We start from the raw sequence: 14,889 nt of genomic DNA on the forward strand, positions 1-14,889 counted from the left end.
GGGTATTGGCCGCATGAATACGCGCAGCGCGCGCCCCCGACCATGCCGCACCGTGCATGGCATTGTTGCACCGCCTGTGATTCCGACGCCATTCGCCTTGACCGGAGTGGTCGCGGCTTGATCTAACCGGGGCCGTTTCTCTTTCCCCCCGGGAACCTCAGGCCATGCGTATCGCCACCTGGAACGTCAATTCGGTCCGGCAGCGGATCGATCACCTCCTGACCTGGCTCAAGGAATGCTCCCCGGACATCGTCTGCCTGCAGGAAATCAAGTGCACGGACGACGCATTCCCGCGGCTGGAGATCGAGGCGCTCGGCTACAACGTCGTGACCCACGGTCAGAAGACCTTCAACGGCGTCGCGCTGCTGTCGAAGCTGCCGTTCGATGAAACCAAATCGGGTCTGGATGGCGACGCCGAGGACGTGCATGCGCGCTTCCTGGAGGGCGTGGTCAGCCTCAAGAGCGGGGTGGTGCGCATCGCCTGCCTCTATCTGCCCAACGGCAACCCGCCGAACACGGAAAAATATCCCTACAAGCTCAAATGGATGTCGCGGCTTCGTGACTACGCGCGTGAACGGCTGAAGACCGAGGAGCCGCTGATCCTCGCAGGCGACTTCAACGTCATTCCGGCCGCCGCCGACGTCTCCAACCCCGAAGCCTGGGTCGAGGATGCGCTGTTCCGTCCCGAAACACGGGAGAGCTTCCAGTCGCTGCTCGGCCTCGGGCTCACCGACGCGCTGCGCGCCGTCACCGACGCGCCGGGGCAGTACACGTTCTGGGACTATCAGGCCGGCGCCTGGCAGAAGAACATGGGGATCCGGATCGATCACCTGCTGCTGTCGCCGCAGGCCAGCGACCGGCTGGTCGAGGTCGGCGTCGACAGCTATGTCAGGGCCTGGGAGAAGCCGTCGGATCACGTGCCGGTGTGGGCCGATTTCGATCTCGAGACGGCGTAACTCGAGGACAGTCGATGACGATCTACACACGGCGGCAATTGTTTCCGCTCGCACTCGTGCCGCTGCTGGTGGCGAAGCCGGCGCTCGCCGCCGACCTGCAGGCGACAATCGCCGGCATCGAAGCCGACAGCGGCGGGCGGCTCGGCGTGGCCCTGCTGGACACCGCGAGCGGCGCGCTCAGCGGCCACCGGCTCGACGAGCGGTTCCCGATGTGCAGCACCTTCAAGGCGCTGCTGGCGGGCGCGATTCTCGGCAAGGTCGATGCCGGCACCGAGCAACTGGCGCGCCGCATTCCGATCGCGCAAGGAGACATCCTGTCCTATGCGCCGGTCACCAAGGCCTATGTGGGGACGTCGGGCCTGTCGGTCGGCGAACTGTGCGAGGCGACCGTGACGCTCAGCGACAACACCGCGGCGAATCTGCTGCTGGCGACGCTCGGCGGCCCCGCCGGCTTGACCCGCGCCATCCGCGGCTTCGGCGACGCCATCACCCGGCTCGACCGCATCGAGCCCGCACTCAATGAAAGCGCGCCCGGCGATCCGAGGGACACGACGACGCCCGCGGCGATGGCGCAGACCTTGGCGAAGCTGACCACCGGCACCGCCCTGTCAACGGCGTCGCGCGATGTCCTGAATGGCTGGCTGATCGCCTGCAAGACCGGTGGCGCCAAGCTGCGCGCCGGCCTGCCTGGCGAATGGCGCATCGGCGACAAGACCGGCGCGGGCGACAACGGCAGCAGCAACGATGTCGCCGTGATCTGGCCGACAGGGCGCGCGCCGGTCCTCGTGAGCAGCTATCTCACCGAGACCAAGGCCAGCGACGAGAAGCGCAACGCGGTTCACGCAGCGGTCGGCCGCGCCGTCGCCGCCGCGCTCGGGGCCTGAGCCGCCGCCTCGCGATAGATCGCGGCGATCGCGTCGACTCCGGTGCGCAGCTGGCGCATCTCGCGGGCGGCGAGGCGCACGCCGAGACCGGCGCGCTCCGGCAGCAGGCTCGCCGCGGCGTAGAGGCCGTCGATGCAGGACAGCGCATCGGCGAGACGCTGGCGGAGCGCGGCGAGATCGTTCGTCGGCGGCAGCATCAGAACGGCCGAGCCGAACGCGCGATGACCGTTGAAGACCGCGACATCAGGATCGCGCAGATGCATGCGGTCGATGAGGAGCGGCTCCTCGTCTTGGCGGCGCACGATGAGCGTGGAGTCGAGCTCGCGGAACAGGCGCCCCTGCCCGTCCGGGTCATGCATCGTGAAGGCGTCGGTGACAAGCGCCGATGCATCGGCGGCGCAGTCCAGGTCGAGCACCTGGCACAAGGCCGCCCCGGGAAACAGAATACGCGGCTCCGGCCGATAGTCGAGCCAGGCTCCGGTCGCGACATGCAGCAGCACCAGCTCCACGGCGCGCGCGCCGGGCTCGGCGCGATGCACCGACGTTGCGCCCTGCGTCATCACGCAGACGGCAGCGCCCGGCCCAAGCTTGAAGCGCTGCGTCAACCGGTCCTCGCCATGCACCGCGCCACTTCCGGTCTGCAAGATCACCCTGAGGCAATCCGGCCGCGCAGCATCGGCGTGGAAGCCGCGCGTCAGCACAAACGGCCAGGCGAACAGGCGCCGGTCGATCACGGTACGTCCGCCCCGGCGGACGAAGGAGAGGTCGAGGCGCGGCGGCTCTGGGGCGGAAGCGCTCACGAGCGGAACAAAACCTCGCGCTCCAGCAGATCGACGATCGCTTCAACGCCCTCACCGCGCCGGCAGTTGGTCAAGAGCACCGGCCGGCCGTCGCGCACAGCGGCGGCCTCGCGCTGCATGCGCGCGAGATCGACGCCGACATGAGGGGCGAGATCGACCTTGTTGATCACCAGGAGATCGGCGCGGATCACGCCGGGGCCGCGCTTGCGCGGGATGTCGTCGCCGCCGGCGACGTCGATCACGAACATCCAGAAATCGGTGAGGTCGCGCGAGAAGGTCGAGGCGAGATTGTCGCCGCCGCTCTCCAGCAGGATCAGCTCGACGCCGGGAAAGCGCCGCTCCAGTTCGTCGGCGGCCTCGATGTTGAGCGTCGGATCCTCGCGGATCACGGTGTGCGGACAGGCGCCGGCCTCGACCGCCGAGACCCGCTCGGGGTCGATCAGGCCGGAGCGCCGCACGCGCTCGGCATCTTCGGCGGTGACGAGATCGTTGGTGATGACGGCGATGTCGATGCCGCGCGCCTGCAGCGCCGGGATCAGCCGCTCGACCAAAGCGGTCTTGCCGGAGCCGACGGGGCCGCCGATGCCGACGCGCGCGGCGGTCATCGGCGCATCGGTGCGGGTGAGAGCGAGACGGCTCATCGCAGCATGAACCTCCTGGCAAGCGGCACGGTGGTGGCTGGCGGACACATCAACAGCTTGCCGTCGGCGCGCACCTCAAAAGTTTGCGGATCGACCTCGACATGCGGCATCGCGGCGTTGCGGACCATGTCGGTCTTGCGCAGGCGGCGCACGTTCTTGATCTGCACCGTCTCGCGGCCGAGCCCGAGCCTGGCGCGGATGCCGGCGTCGACCGCGAGCTTCGACATGAAGTTGACGCCGAGCCGCTGTGGCGCCGCGCCGAGCGCGCCCCACATCCGCTTCTGGATCATCGGCTCCGACAGGCCGAGGCTGCCGTTGCCGTCGCCCATCGCGGCCCAGACTGGGAAGCCGTTCTTGATCACCATGTACGGCTTGAGCCCGAACGAGGCGCGCGGCCACAGCACGAGATCGGCCATCTTGCCGACCTCGATGGAGCCGACGACATGATCGATGCCAACGGCAATGGCCGGATTGATCGTGAGCTTGGCGACGTAGCGCTTGATGCGCTCATTGTCGGCCCGAACAGTTGTCTCCTCCGGCAGCCGGCCGATGCGGTCCTTCATCACGCTCGCAAGCTGCCAGCATTTGGCGACGTTCTCGGCGAGCCGGCCCATGCCCTGCGTATCCGTGCCGAAGATCGAGATCGCGCCCATGTCGTGCAGGAAATCCTCCGCCGCCATCGACTGCGCGCGCACCCGCGCCTCGCCGAACATGACGTCCTCGGGCGAATTGTAGTTGAGCTGATGACAGATCATCGTCATCGGCACGCCCTCCTCCATGCCATACGACGTGTAGGGATTGGTCGGATTGGTGGAGGACGGGATCACGTTGGGCCAGGACACCACCTTGAGCAGGTCGGGCGCATGGCCGCCGCCGGCGCCCTCGACGTGGTACATGTGGATGGTGCGGCCATCGACCGCCGCCATCGTGTCCTCGCAGAAGCCGTATTCGTTGATCGAGTCGGTGTGCAGATGCACCGCGAAGTCGTGACGATCCGCCGCGATCAGGGTCTTGTCGATGACATCGGGCGACGCGCCAAAGTCCTCGTGGATCTTGACCGACATGCCGCCGGCCGCGACCGCCTCCTCGACCGCTGCGGGATTGGAGCCGCCGCGGCCGAACAGCGCGTAGTTCAGTGGCGAGAATTCGATCGATCTCAGGAAGTGCCCGAAATTCGGGCCCGAGCCTGAGCCGACGTCGAACACCGGCCCCGAGCCGTTGCCGACCATCGTGGTGGTGCCGCCGGCCAGCGCGTGATCCGACTGCTCGGGCGAGATCAGATGCGCGTGGCTCTCGATCGCGCCCGCGGTGACGATGAACGGGCCTCCAGCGATCGGCGCGGTGGTGTGGCCGACCACCATGTCCGGATGCACGTCCGGCATCACGTCAGGATTGCCGGCCTTGCCGATGCCGACGATGCGGCCGTCGCGGATGCCGATGTCGGCCTTCACGATGCCGATCACGGCATCAACGATGGTCGCGTTCTTGACGACGACGTCGAGGGCCTTGTGAGTGGACGTCCGGTGCGCCGCGACGGCCTCGCCGTCGCGAATGTTCTTGCCGGCGCCGACCAGCAGCTCATGGCCGTAGGTCGTGTAGTCGTGCTCGATCTCGGCGAGCAGGCTGGTGTCGGCGAGCCGGACGAGATCGCCTTTCGTGGGACCGTAAAGCTCGGCATAGGCTTGCCGTGTCAGTGTTGCCATGACCTAGGCTCCGAGATAGCCGCGCGACCGCGCGAGCTTCAGCGCGGCGTCGCGCGCGCCGGGCGCATCGAGCGGACCGTTGACCAGCCCGGCCTGGCCGCGCACGATCCGGTCGCCCGCGATCGGCACCAACCGCACCGATTTGAAGATCCCCGGTTCGAAGCGGATGCCGAGTCCGGCGGGACGGTCGATCTTCATGCCCCAGGCCGCGGCGCGGTCGAAGCGCAGCGCGCGGTTGACCTCGAAGAAATGGGTGTGGCTGCGCACCTGGATGTCGCGGTCGCCGGTGTTGACGACGTCGATGGTGACCGCCGGCAGCTCCGTGAACATCGCGATGTCGTCGCCGCCGGCGATGATCTCGCCGGGTACGATCTCCTCGGCGGCTGCGCCTTCGGCCGGCTGGATCGGCTCGAACAGCGCCATCACCTTGGTGCCCTCGGCGAACATCAGCTCGACATAGAGCATCGGGATCATCTGCGCGACGCCGGGCTCGACGTCGTCGGTGGTCAGCAACCGGCCGGCCATGTCGCGGATCTCGGCATAGGGCAGATTGCGTCGCGCCGCGGTCATCACCTCATCGGTGATGTAGGCGACCGCCTCGGGATGGCTCAGCTTGATGCCCAGCAAGCGATTGCGCCGCGCCATTTGCGCGGCGTTGAAGATCACGAGACGATCCAGCTCGGTCGGCGACAGGTTCATCATGGCGCGGCACCTCAGGTCGTGAACATGCGCACGTGCCGCAACGGCCCGCGCGACACGGCGATATCGATGAAGGGCGTGAAGCTCGACGGCATCGCGTCGTCGTCGGGTGTGCCGTTGAGCAGATCGCCGAGGCGTGCGCGGGCGCGCGCCAGGCTCTGCTGCGAGTCGATGTGGCCGATCAGGCCGAGCCGCACCGCGGCGCTGACGAGGCCAGTGATGAGGGTCCAGCCGGAGACGAGCTCGGCGGCATCGAGGCTCAGGCCGGCATCACGGCCGGCGATCGCCTGCACCACGGCGAGGTGTCCAAGTCTCGGATCGGCCGAGACGCGCGCGCGGTAGGACACGGACAAGGGGCCTGCAAGCTTGACCCAGACGCCGAGCAACGCCCTGCCCGCACGCCGCGAGCCCTCGCGCATCTCGGCCGACGGCGTCGTGGCCTCGGCGAGGCGATCCACGGCTACCATCGCCGCGGTATCGCCAGCGTGCCAGGCGCGCCGCAGCAGGATGCGATCCATCGTGGCCCAGCGCTGCGCAAGGTGATCGGCAATGACGCCGTCGAGATCGCTGCGGTCGGACAGCAGGCCATCGGCGGCGAGGCCTTCGATGCCCCAAGAGAAGGCAAAGCCGCCGGCGGGAAAGGCGCTGTCGCCGAGTTGCAGCAGGGCCAGCGTCTCGCCGCGGTCAAACATGCGCGCGCTCCACGACTTCGCCGGCGTCGAGCAGCGGCTTGATCCGCGCACGGTAGGTCTCGATCGGGGCGTCGAGCAGTACGACGAGGCTGTCGCCCTCGAAGCGGACGCGCCAGTGCAGATTGCCGGCATGCCAACCGAGCTTGAGCGCGCTGGCCTCGTCACGCGCCTTGAGGCGCAGCACATGCTGCTCGCCAAAACGTGCGATGATGGCGCGATCGGAGTCGAGATGCAGCAGCGCGCCGTCGACCAGCTCCTCGTCGCGATCCAGGCTGACGGCGCAGTCGGTGCCGCGATCGGTGGTCAGGCGGAAGCGCTTGCGGCCGGCATCCTCCGGCGGCACGAACAGCAACTCGATGCCACCGCGATGCTCCAGCGCGTGGATGCGGCCGGCATAAGCCTTGTCGCTCGCGCGTCCCAGGATGCCGTGCAGACGGAGCATCGGCGATGTTCCTCTTGTTGTTCTGCGCTCGTCGTTTGGGGCCTCATGGTTCGAGACGCCCGCCAAAGGACGGGCTTCTCACCATGAGGATCGAGATAGAGGGCGGGACTTGCATGCGGTGTGGCCGCAAGCCCCGTACGATTTTGCATGAGGCTCGCTTTGGCCGAAGACTTTCATCCGGCCAAACCCGAAGCCCTCGTCGAGAGGAGCCCGCCCTTGGCGGGCATCTCGAAGAACGGTTGGTGTGGTCATCTCTCGCCGCGCCCTACCGCATCGTCGCCGAGACCTCCTGCGAGGTCACGAGAATGACCTCGCCGTCGAGGATCGGCTTGGCGATGCCGAAGAAGGTCGCCACCGCGGCGGAGCCGTTGTGGCGGTCCATCGCGGCCTTGTCGGCGAAGCGCTCATAGGTGGTGAACAGACCGGGCTCGGTCTCGCTCTGCGAGATGAAGAACCCGATCGTCTCCGGTTCGTTGGCCGCGACATGGGCCGCGACGGCGACGAGGGCGTCGCGCATCGTGGCCTCTTGTCCCGCCTTGGCCCTGATGACCGCGGTGATGGTGATCATCAGAAGGTCTTCCAGTCGCCGTCGGCCTCGAACGCCGCCGCCGCCTGGTAGATCGTGGACTCGGCGTAGTCCTTGCCGATCAGCATCAGGCCGACCGGCAGGCCATCCGAGAGGCCGCACGGCACGGTCATCGCGGGATGACCGGTGACGTCGAACGGGCTCGTCGTCGCGGTCATCTCGAAGGCGCGCTGCACCACCTCGGCGAGCGGCGCGTCCTTGGCCGGGATCGGCGTGGCGACGCACGGCAGGGTCGGCATCAGCAAGAGGTCGTAGGAGCCGAACATCGCGTCATAGGCCGCCTTCGCCTGGATCGCGATGTTGCGCGACTTGGCGTAGTAGCGGCCGCGGTAGTGCTCGAGGCCCCACTGCCCGACCAGCATGGTCAGCTTCAACGTCACCGACAAATCGTCAGCGCGCGTGCGCCAGCCGGAATGCGCGTCGAGCAGGCCGACGTCGTAGAGGCCCTTCCAGTTGAAGCCCATGCCGTTGCCGAGCATCATCTGCACCAGGAAGCCTTCCAGCGTGATCGGATTCCACGCCGCCAGCGCATGCATGTGCTCGGGGATCGAGACCTCCGACACCGACGCGCCCATCTTGGCGAAGCGCTCCGCGCCGGCCTTGACCTTGCTGACCACGCCCTCTTCCATGTTCGGCGCGCTGAAGCCTTCCTTGAGCACGCCGATCTTGAGGCCCTTGACGCCCTTGCCGAGCGCCTCGGTGTAGGCCGAGACCTTCGGCGCATATTGCCGCGGATCGAGGCCGTCGGCACCGGCCAGCACTTCGAGCAGCAGCGCGTTGTCGGCGACCGACTTGGTCATCGGCCCGGTGTGGTCGATCGTCGACTCGATCGGCATGACGCCGGTGTAGGGCACGAGACCGTGCGTCGCCTTCATGCCGTAGATGCCGCAATAGGACGCGGGAATGCGGATCGAGCCGCCCTGGTCGCCACCGATCGACATGTCGACCTCGCCGGCCGCCACCAGCGCAGCGCTGCCCGAGGACGAGCCGCCGGCCGAATAGCCCATCTTCCAGGGATTGTGCACCGGCGCGGGATTGGAGGTATGGCTGCCGCCGGACAGGCAGAAGTGCTCGCAGACGGCCTTGCCGACGATGGTGCCGCCGGCATCGAGGATGCGGGAGACAATGGTGGCGTCGGCTGCGGGAATGAAGCCTTCCAGCGTGGTCGAGCCGTTCATCATCGGCACGCCGGCGAGCGCGACGTTGTCCTTCAGCACCACCGTGCGGCCGGCGAGCTTGCCGGACGACGCACCCTTCACCTCGGTCTTGACCGCCCAGGCGTTGTACTTGTTCTCCTTAGGCATCGGCTTGGCGCCCGGCGTGCGCGGATATTTCACCGGCGGCAGCGGGTTCGGCAGCTCATCGATGATGTCGTACTGGTCGAACATGCCGCCCATCAGCGACAGATATTCGGCGGCCTCCTCGACCGTCATGTTCATGTGCAGGCTGGCGGCGAGATCGGCAACTTCCTCGGCATTCGGGCGTTTGATGGACATGAGTCATCCTTTCTTGTGAGGACAAGCTGGGCAGAGACAGCAAATTGTCAGTTCAATGGGCCGGCGCGCGCGCGCCGGTACGGGCTCTAGCTCGGGATCATCTGACCTTCCCGGGCCAGGAGAGTCTCACGGTCGAGTTCCTCGGTGATACGCCCCTTCTGGATGTGCAGGATGCGATCCGATAACGACGTGATGAATTCGAGGTTCTGCTCGACCACGATCAAAGACATCTTCCAGCGCGACTTCAACGCCAGCAGCGTCTCGATGATCTCCTCGATGATCGACGGCTGGATGCCTTCGGTCGGCTCATCCAGCAGGATCAGCTTGGGCTTTGTGCACAGGCAGCGCGCCAGTGCCAGCAATTGCTGCTCGCCGCCCGACAGCGCGCCGCCGCGGCGGTCGAGCAGCCGCACCAGGCGCGGAAAATCCTGCAGCACGGCATCGATGACGCTGCGGTCCTCCCTCGGCGCCGCGGCGAGCCCCATGCGCAGATTTTCCATGACCGACAGGTCCGGGAAGATCTCGCGGCCCTGCGGCACCAGGCCGATGCCGAGCCGGGAGCGCTCGTGCGGCTTGAGATGCGTGATGGTCTTGCCGGCAAACACGACCGAACCGTCGGTGGTCGGCAGATGCCCCATCAAGGTGCGCAGCGCCGTGGTCTTGCCCATGCCGTTATGGCCGAGGATGCCGAGATATTCGCCGTCGGCCACCGTCAGGTCGACGCCGAACAGGATCGGAATCCGGCCATAGCCGGACTTGAGCCCCTTGACCTCGAGAAGCGCGCTCATGCCGCCACCTTCTTGCCGAGATAGACGTCGCGCACGCGCTGGTCGGCGAGCACCTTGTCGACGGTGTCCTCGACCAGCACGCGCCCCTGGTGGAATACGGTCACGCGCTTGGCAATCTGCTTGATGAACTCCATGTCGTGCTCGACGACGACGATGGCCCGGGTCTGGTTGATCTCGCGGATGATCGCGGCGGTGTGGAAGGTCTCCTCGTCGGTCATGCCGGCGGCGGGCTCGTCGAGCAGGATCAGCTCCGGCTCGGCGGCGAGCACCATGCCGATCTCGACCCATTGGCGCTGGCCGTGCGACAAGGTCGCGACGATACTGTCGGCGTAGTCGGTCAGCCGGATCATCTCCAGCACGGCATTGACCGCCGGCCCCTGCTGCCGCGGCGTTGCCTTGCGCCGTACCGCCATCCAGATGTTCTCACGCACCGAGAGGCCGTTGAACACGTTCGGGACCTGGGTCTTGATGCCGATGCCCATGCGCGCGATCTCGTGCGACAGCTTTCCCGCGATCGGCATGCCGCGGAACGCGATGCTGCCCGACGTCGGCACCAGTTGTCCGGTCAGCGTCTTGAAGAACGTGCTCTTGCCGGCGCCGTTTGGGCCGATCAGGCAGCGCAGCTCCATCTCCTGCAGGGTGAACGTGATGTCGTCATTGGCGACCACGCCGCCGAAGCGCATCGTCAGGTGCTCGGCCTTGAGCAGAGGAACGAGGTCGGCCATGTCACTCGGCTCCTGCAGGATGCGGCGCCGCCGCTGACGGGACCGGCGGACCATTGGTCTTCGGCTTCTTGTCCGGGATCAGCCGCATCACCAGATCACGCGCGGTCGGGAAGATGCCCTTCGGCAGGAGCAGCACGAACACCACGAGTACGCCGCCGAGAACGAGGTTGGAGTTCAGGAGCTGCTGCGAGCCGATATAGGCGACGATGTACTCGATCACGACGCAGCCGATGATCGGCCCGAGCAAGGTGCCGAGCCCGCCGACCGTGATCCAGATGATGATCTCGGCGGACAGCGACAGGCTGAAGATGGTCGGGCTGACGAAGGCGCCCCAGTTGACGTAGAGCGCGCCGGCAAGACCGGCGATGGCGCCGCCGAGGATGAAGGTCAGGCACTTCACCAGCCGCGGATCGTACCCGAGCAGCGACGCCCGCACCTCGTTCTCGCGCACCGCGACGATGATGCGCCCGGCCGGCAGCGCCAGCAGCAGCCGCAGCAGCAGGAACACGCCGAGCAGCACGTAGGCGGTGGTCCACCACGACTGCTCGGGCGACAGCACGGTCGACGGATCGAACGGCATGTTGAAGGTCGGCACCGCCGGCATGCCGTTGAAGCCGCCGAGCAGCGCCTTGCCGATCTTGTAGGCGTCGCCCGAGGTCGAATTGACCGAGTTGAACAGGATCAAGGTGACGGTGAGCGTGATGACGCCGAGATAGACGTCCGAGATGCGGCCGAAGAAGATGAAGTAGCCGAGGATCGCCGCGAACAGCGCAGGCACGGCGATCGCCAGCAGGATCGCCGGCGTCGAGTCCTGGAAGTTGACGGCAGCGATCGCGTAGGCATAGCCGCCGAGGCCGAAGAAGGCGGTTTGGCCGAACGACAGGATGCCGCCATAGCCCCAGATGAAGGCGAGGCTCAGCGCCAGAACCGACATCGCGGCGAACAACGTCAGTTGCATCAGGCCGAACAACTCGATCACGCTCGGCATGATCGCGATCACGCCAATGGCGACGACGGTCCCCGCGGCCTGGAGAGCGAGGCGAAGGCGCTTGTCCATCACAGGTTTCCCTTGAAGAAGCGCCCGGAGATACCCTGTGGCAGCAAGCGAATGAGCACGATCGCGGTGGTGAAGACGATGACCTCGCCATAGACGGGCGTGGTGAAGTAGGCGCCGATCTGGTTGACCGAGCCGAACAGGCTCGCCGCCGAGAGCGTGCCGGAGAGGATCGCGGCGCCGCCGCCGACCACCGTCATGAACGCCTTGGCGACATAGGCGCCACCCATCACCGGCGTGATGCCGGAGACCGGCGCCAGCAGGCCGCCGGCGAGGCCGGTCACCGCAGCGCCAAGCGCGAACGTGCTCATGTAGACGCGAGCCGGGTTGACGCCGAGCGTGGCGGCCATCGCGGAGTTCTGCATCGTGGCGCGGGCGACCAGGCCGAACCGGGTGTAGCGCATCACGCCGTAGATGATGGCCATCATGACCGCCGCCATCAACGCGAGGAACAGCGTATAGTAGCTCGACTGGTACGAGCCGATCGAGAAGCCGCCGAGCGGCGTCGGCACGCCCTGCTGGGTGTTGCCGTAGACCGTGGTGATGATGCCGATGATCAGCAGGCTGAGACCCCAGGTGGCGAGCATGGAATCGACCAGGCGGCCGTAGAGAAACCGGATCAGGCAGCGCTCGATCACGAGGCCGACGATGCCGACGAACAGGGGCGCGATGATCAGCATCGCGATCCAGATGTTCACCCCGGCATTGGCCGAGATCACGGTGGCGTAGGCGCCGAGCATGATGAACTCGCCATGGGCGAGATTGATGATCTTCATCATGCCGAAGATGATCGCCAGTCCCAGGCAGAGCAGGAACAGCGATGAGATTCCGTTGAGGACATCCAGCGCGAGGATGACGTAGATCGCCATGCGTCAGGTCTTTCAGGGCAGTCCAATGAAACCGGGGTCCCGCCGAATGGCGGGACCCGGCACGCGTCAGAGATTGATGATGTACTGCTTGACGTCGTTCGGGTTCTTGACGAGGTCACAGACGCTCGCGGTGTCCGCGGGCTTGGCGTCGGTGTAGGTCTCGAGCACCGACCATTTGCGGTCCTTCACCTCGGCCAGGAACGCGTTGCGGACGGTGTGATGGGTCGGCTTGTCGAGCGAGACCTTGCCGCTCGGGCCGTCGAAAACGAGGCCACTTTCGAGCGCCTCGATCACCTTCATGCGGTCGATGCTGCCGGCCTTCTTGACGCCTTCAGCCCAGAGCATGACGCCCTCATAGGTGCACGAGGCGAGCTCGCTGATGTAAGGCGAATCCGGATGCGCCTTCTTGATCTTCTCGACGAAGCTCTTGGAGGCCGGCGTGGTCAGCTCCTCGAAATAGCCGTAGGCCCCGATGACCCCATCGCTCTCCGCCGCATCCAATGTCGAGGGCTCGTTGACGAGACCAAAGGTGGTCGAGGCGATCGGGATCTTCCCCTTCATGCCGGCCGCGGTCCACTGCCGGTAGAACGCGGTGTGGTTGCCGCCGACCAGCGCCGACAGGATGAGGTCGGGCTTGGCCGCCTGGATCTTCGAGATGGTGGAGCCGAAATTGGTGACGTCGAGCGGGAAGAAGTCGGTCGCCAGGATCTCGCCGCCATTGTCCTTGCAGTATTTGGTCATCCACTTCGCGGTGATCTGACCGTAATTGTAGTCGGCCGCGATGATGTAGGCCTTCTTGCCGGACTTCTTCATCGCGCTCGGCACAAGCTTCTCCACCGTCTGCGCCGGCGTGGTGCCGGTGCAGAAGGTGTTGCGGTCGCAGACGCCGCCTTCATACAGCGTGTTGTAGAAGTACAGCACCTTGAAGCGGTCGAAGGTCGGACGGATCGCCTCGCGCGAGGCCGAGGTGATTCCGCCGTGAACGACGTCGACCTTGTCCTTGACCGCCAGCTGCTGGGCGTATTGCGAGTACATCTGGATGTTGGACTGAGTGTCGTAGTGGATCACCTTCAAGGGACGCCCGAGCAGGCCGCCCGCGGCGTTGATCTCCTCAACGGCAAGCTGCAGCGCATAGACCATCGGCGTGCCGGAGGTGCCGATGGGACCGGACTGGTCGTGCAGGCTGCCGACCGTGATCGGGTTCTCGGCCGCGAGCGCACCCGAGCGCAGCACAGCGGGTGCCGCGATCAATGTCGAGGTCGCGATGGCCGAGCGTTGCAGGAAACGACGTCGGGAGAGAGTCATAAAGGTCCCCATGGGTTGATGATGCTGGTTCATGATCCGCAAGAAGTTTAAAATTACAATATTTGAAAAGGCAAGTGTTTTTTGGAGCGCGCCCTGCGCGTCAGCGCGAGGCGACGACCGCGAAGTCGTAGCCATCCAGCTCGGCGAGATGGATCGGATGGCGCCCGCCAACCACCGGCTGCGCCTCGTTGCCGCGCGCCGTGCGCCGCTGCAGCGTGCGCCCGAAGACGCGCCTGAGATCGCGGGCGTCGAAGCTCTCGGCGCGCTCGATCAGCGCGGCGAGCGCGTGAATGCCTTCGTAGCAGGACTCGCCATAGCCGTTCGGCGGCGGCGGATTGTCGCCGAAGGCCGTGTAGTAGCGCTCGAGAAACGCGCCGTTGTTGCGCGACCGCAGCGAGGCGAAATAGCTGGAGGCGACATAGACATTCTCAGTCTCGCCGCTGTCGAGCCCGTAGACGATGGTCTCGTCGAAGGCGGACGAGAATCGCAGCACGTGACGGCTGAGACCGGCGGCGCAGAAGGCGCGGCTGAAGGCGATGCAGTCGAAGCCGAGAAAGACCGGCAGCACCACGTCGCTGCGCGTGGTCTTGATGCGGTCGAGCATCTCGTCGAAATCGTGGACGCCGACCGGCACGTAGCATTCGCCGGTCACGGTCCCGCCGAAGCGCGCGATCAAGCGCCTGGCGATGCCGAGCGACGAGCGCGGCCAGATGTAGTCGTTGCCGCACAGGAAGAAGCGCCGGGCGCGCTTGATCTCGGAGAGCCACTGCACCGCCGGCCCCAGTAATTCGCCGGCGGTCTCGCCCGTGGTCATCACATCGCTGTTCGCCGGCAGGCCCTCGAACTGGGGCGTGTAGACGAACGGCACGCGGCCGCGCGCGGCTTGCGCGACGGGATCGCGCGCGTAGCTCGGCAGCATGCCGATCAGGCCATCGACGGCGAGCTCGTCGACCGCCTCCACCGCAGCCCGGCCCGCGCTGGCGCCGGTCGCGCCGGCGTCGATGACGATCAGCTCGACCTGTCGGCGGCGGATGCCCGCGGCCTGGTTCAGCTCGGTCACGGCCAGCCGCCCACAGGCTTCCGCGGAGGGTGCCCACAACCCTGCCGAGCCGCGCCGAGGAATGATCAGGCCGATCCGAACGCTGCGCAAACGTGCCGCCTCTGCTGTTGCAGGGGACTTGCACTCACGAATCGTGCCAAGCGCGTTTTGGCGTCATCGCGGTCGTTCGTGTACCAAAGATCGCCGATT

General features: G+C 66.5%; 16 protein-coding genes. 2 read left to right on the plus strand and 14 right to left on the minus strand.

What is annotated here, in order from left to right; all coding sequences use genetic code 11:
• Window positions 1-164 precede the first annotated feature (164 nt).
• Together xth and bla are read left to right on the plus strand one after the other, a co-directional pair.
• The gene (gene xth, locus ACQR1H_RS13725) at window positions 165-956 is read left to right on the plus strand and encodes an exodeoxyribonuclease III (RefSeq protein ID WP_434872865.1); all 792 of its coding nucleotides are present in this window, start codon (window positions 165-167) and stop codon (window positions 954-956) included.
• A 14-nt stretch (window positions 957-970) separates the two neighbouring features.
• Window positions 971-1,840: a class A beta-lactamase gene (bla, locus tag ACQR1H_RS13730; RefSeq protein WP_434907671.1), complete on the plus strand. Its 870-nt coding sequence runs from the start codon at window positions 971-973 to the stop codon at window positions 1,838-1,840.
• Here the strand turns inward: bla and ACQR1H_RS13735 are convergent.
• The 14 genes from ACQR1H_RS13735 to ACQR1H_RS13800 all read right to left on the minus strand — a co-directional run bounded on the left by ACQR1H_RS13735 (window position 1,795) and on the right by ACQR1H_RS13800 (window position 14,790).
• Entirely contained in the window at window positions 1,795-2,640 is an 846-nt protein-coding gene (locus tag ACQR1H_RS13735; protein WP_434847735.1) for an urease accessory protein UreD, read from the minus strand. The genes bla and ACQR1H_RS13735 overlap by 46 nt on opposite strands.
• Window positions 2,637-3,281: an urease accessory protein UreG gene (gene ureG, locus ACQR1H_RS13740; RefSeq protein ID WP_434907672.1), complete on the minus strand. Its 645-nt coding sequence runs from the start codon at window positions 3,279-3,281 to the stop codon at window positions 2,637-2,639. Before ureG ends, ACQR1H_RS13735 begins: the two co-directional genes overlap by 4 nt.
• Window positions 3,278-4,984 carry an urease subunit alpha gene (gene ureC / locus ACQR1H_RS13745; RefSeq protein ID WP_434907673.1) on the minus strand — a complete coding sequence of 569 codons (1,707 nt, stop codon included), beginning with the start codon at window positions 4,982-4,984 and terminating at the stop codon, window positions 3,278-3,280. The genes ureG and ureC overlap by 4 nt, the downstream gene beginning before the upstream one ends.
• Before the next feature lie 3 nt (window positions 4,985-4,987).
• Entirely contained in the window at window positions 4,988-5,686 is a 699-nt protein-coding gene (gene ureB, locus ACQR1H_RS13750; protein ID WP_434907674.1) for an urease subunit beta, read from the minus strand.
• 11 nt (window positions 5,687-5,697) lie between these two features.
• The gene (locus ACQR1H_RS13755; protein WP_316178525.1) at window positions 5,698-6,375 is read right to left on the minus strand and encodes an urease accessory protein UreF; all 678 of its coding nucleotides are present in this window, start codon (window positions 6,373-6,375) and stop codon (window positions 5,698-5,700) included.
• Window positions 6,368-6,817 (minus strand): urease accessory protein UreE, encoded by a 450-nt coding sequence (gene ureE / locus ACQR1H_RS13760; RefSeq protein ID WP_316178523.1) that lies wholly within the window; start codon window positions 6,815-6,817, stop codon window positions 6,368-6,370. Before ureE ends, ACQR1H_RS13755 begins: the two co-directional genes overlap by 8 nt.
• Before the next feature lie 265 nt (window positions 6,818-7,082).
• Complete coding sequence (locus ACQR1H_RS13765; protein WP_315799796.1) at window positions 7,083-7,385, minus strand: putative quinol monooxygenase; 303 nt, start codon at window positions 7,383-7,385, stop codon at window positions 7,083-7,085.
• The gene (locus ACQR1H_RS13770; RefSeq protein WP_434907675.1) at window positions 7,385-8,899 is read right to left on the minus strand and encodes an amidase; all 1,515 of its coding nucleotides are present in this window, start codon (window positions 8,897-8,899) and stop codon (window positions 7,385-7,387) included. Before ACQR1H_RS13770 ends, ACQR1H_RS13765 begins: the two co-directional genes overlap by 1 nt.
• A gap of 86 nt (window positions 8,900-8,985) precedes the next feature.
• Window positions 8,986-9,687, minus strand: a complete 702-nt coding sequence (locus ACQR1H_RS13775; protein ID WP_434847731.1) for an ABC transporter ATP-binding protein — start codon at window positions 9,685-9,687, stop codon at window positions 8,986-8,988.
• Complete coding sequence (locus ACQR1H_RS13780; protein ID WP_315711676.1) at window positions 9,684-10,412, minus strand: ATP-binding cassette domain-containing protein; 729 nt, start codon at window positions 10,410-10,412, stop codon at window positions 9,684-9,686. Before ACQR1H_RS13780 ends, ACQR1H_RS13775 begins: the two co-directional genes overlap by 4 nt.
• A gap of 1 nt (window position 10,413) precedes the next feature.
• Window positions 10,414-11,469 (minus strand): branched-chain amino acid ABC transporter permease, encoded by a 1,056-nt coding sequence (locus ACQR1H_RS13785; protein ID WP_315799793.1) that lies wholly within the window; start codon window positions 11,467-11,469, stop codon window positions 10,414-10,416.
• Complete coding sequence (locus ACQR1H_RS13790) at window positions 11,469-12,335, minus strand: branched-chain amino acid ABC transporter permease (protein ID WP_434907676.1); 867 nt, start codon at window positions 12,333-12,335, stop codon at window positions 11,469-11,471. The genes ACQR1H_RS13785 and ACQR1H_RS13790 overlap by 1 nt, the downstream gene beginning before the upstream one ends.
• A 66-nt stretch (window positions 12,336-12,401) precedes the next feature.
• The gene (locus tag ACQR1H_RS13795) at window positions 12,402-13,640 is read right to left on the minus strand and encodes an ABC transporter substrate-binding protein (RefSeq protein WP_434907677.1); all 1,239 of its coding nucleotides are present in this window, start codon (window positions 13,638-13,640) and stop codon (window positions 12,402-12,404) included.
• 100 nt (window positions 13,641-13,740) lie between these two features.
• On the minus strand, window positions 13,741-14,790 hold the full coding sequence (locus ACQR1H_RS13800) for a substrate-binding domain-containing protein (protein WP_315799791.1): 1,050 nt from the start codon (window positions 14,788-14,790) through the stop codon (window positions 13,741-13,743).
• Between the last annotated feature and the right edge of the window lie 99 nt (window positions 14,791-14,889).

Origin of the sequence: Bradyrhizobium sp. HKCCYLRH2015 (genome assembly GCF_051168215.1) — a bacterium.
GTDB lineage: Bacteria > Pseudomonadota > Alphaproteobacteria > Rhizobiales > Xanthobacteraceae > Bradyrhizobium.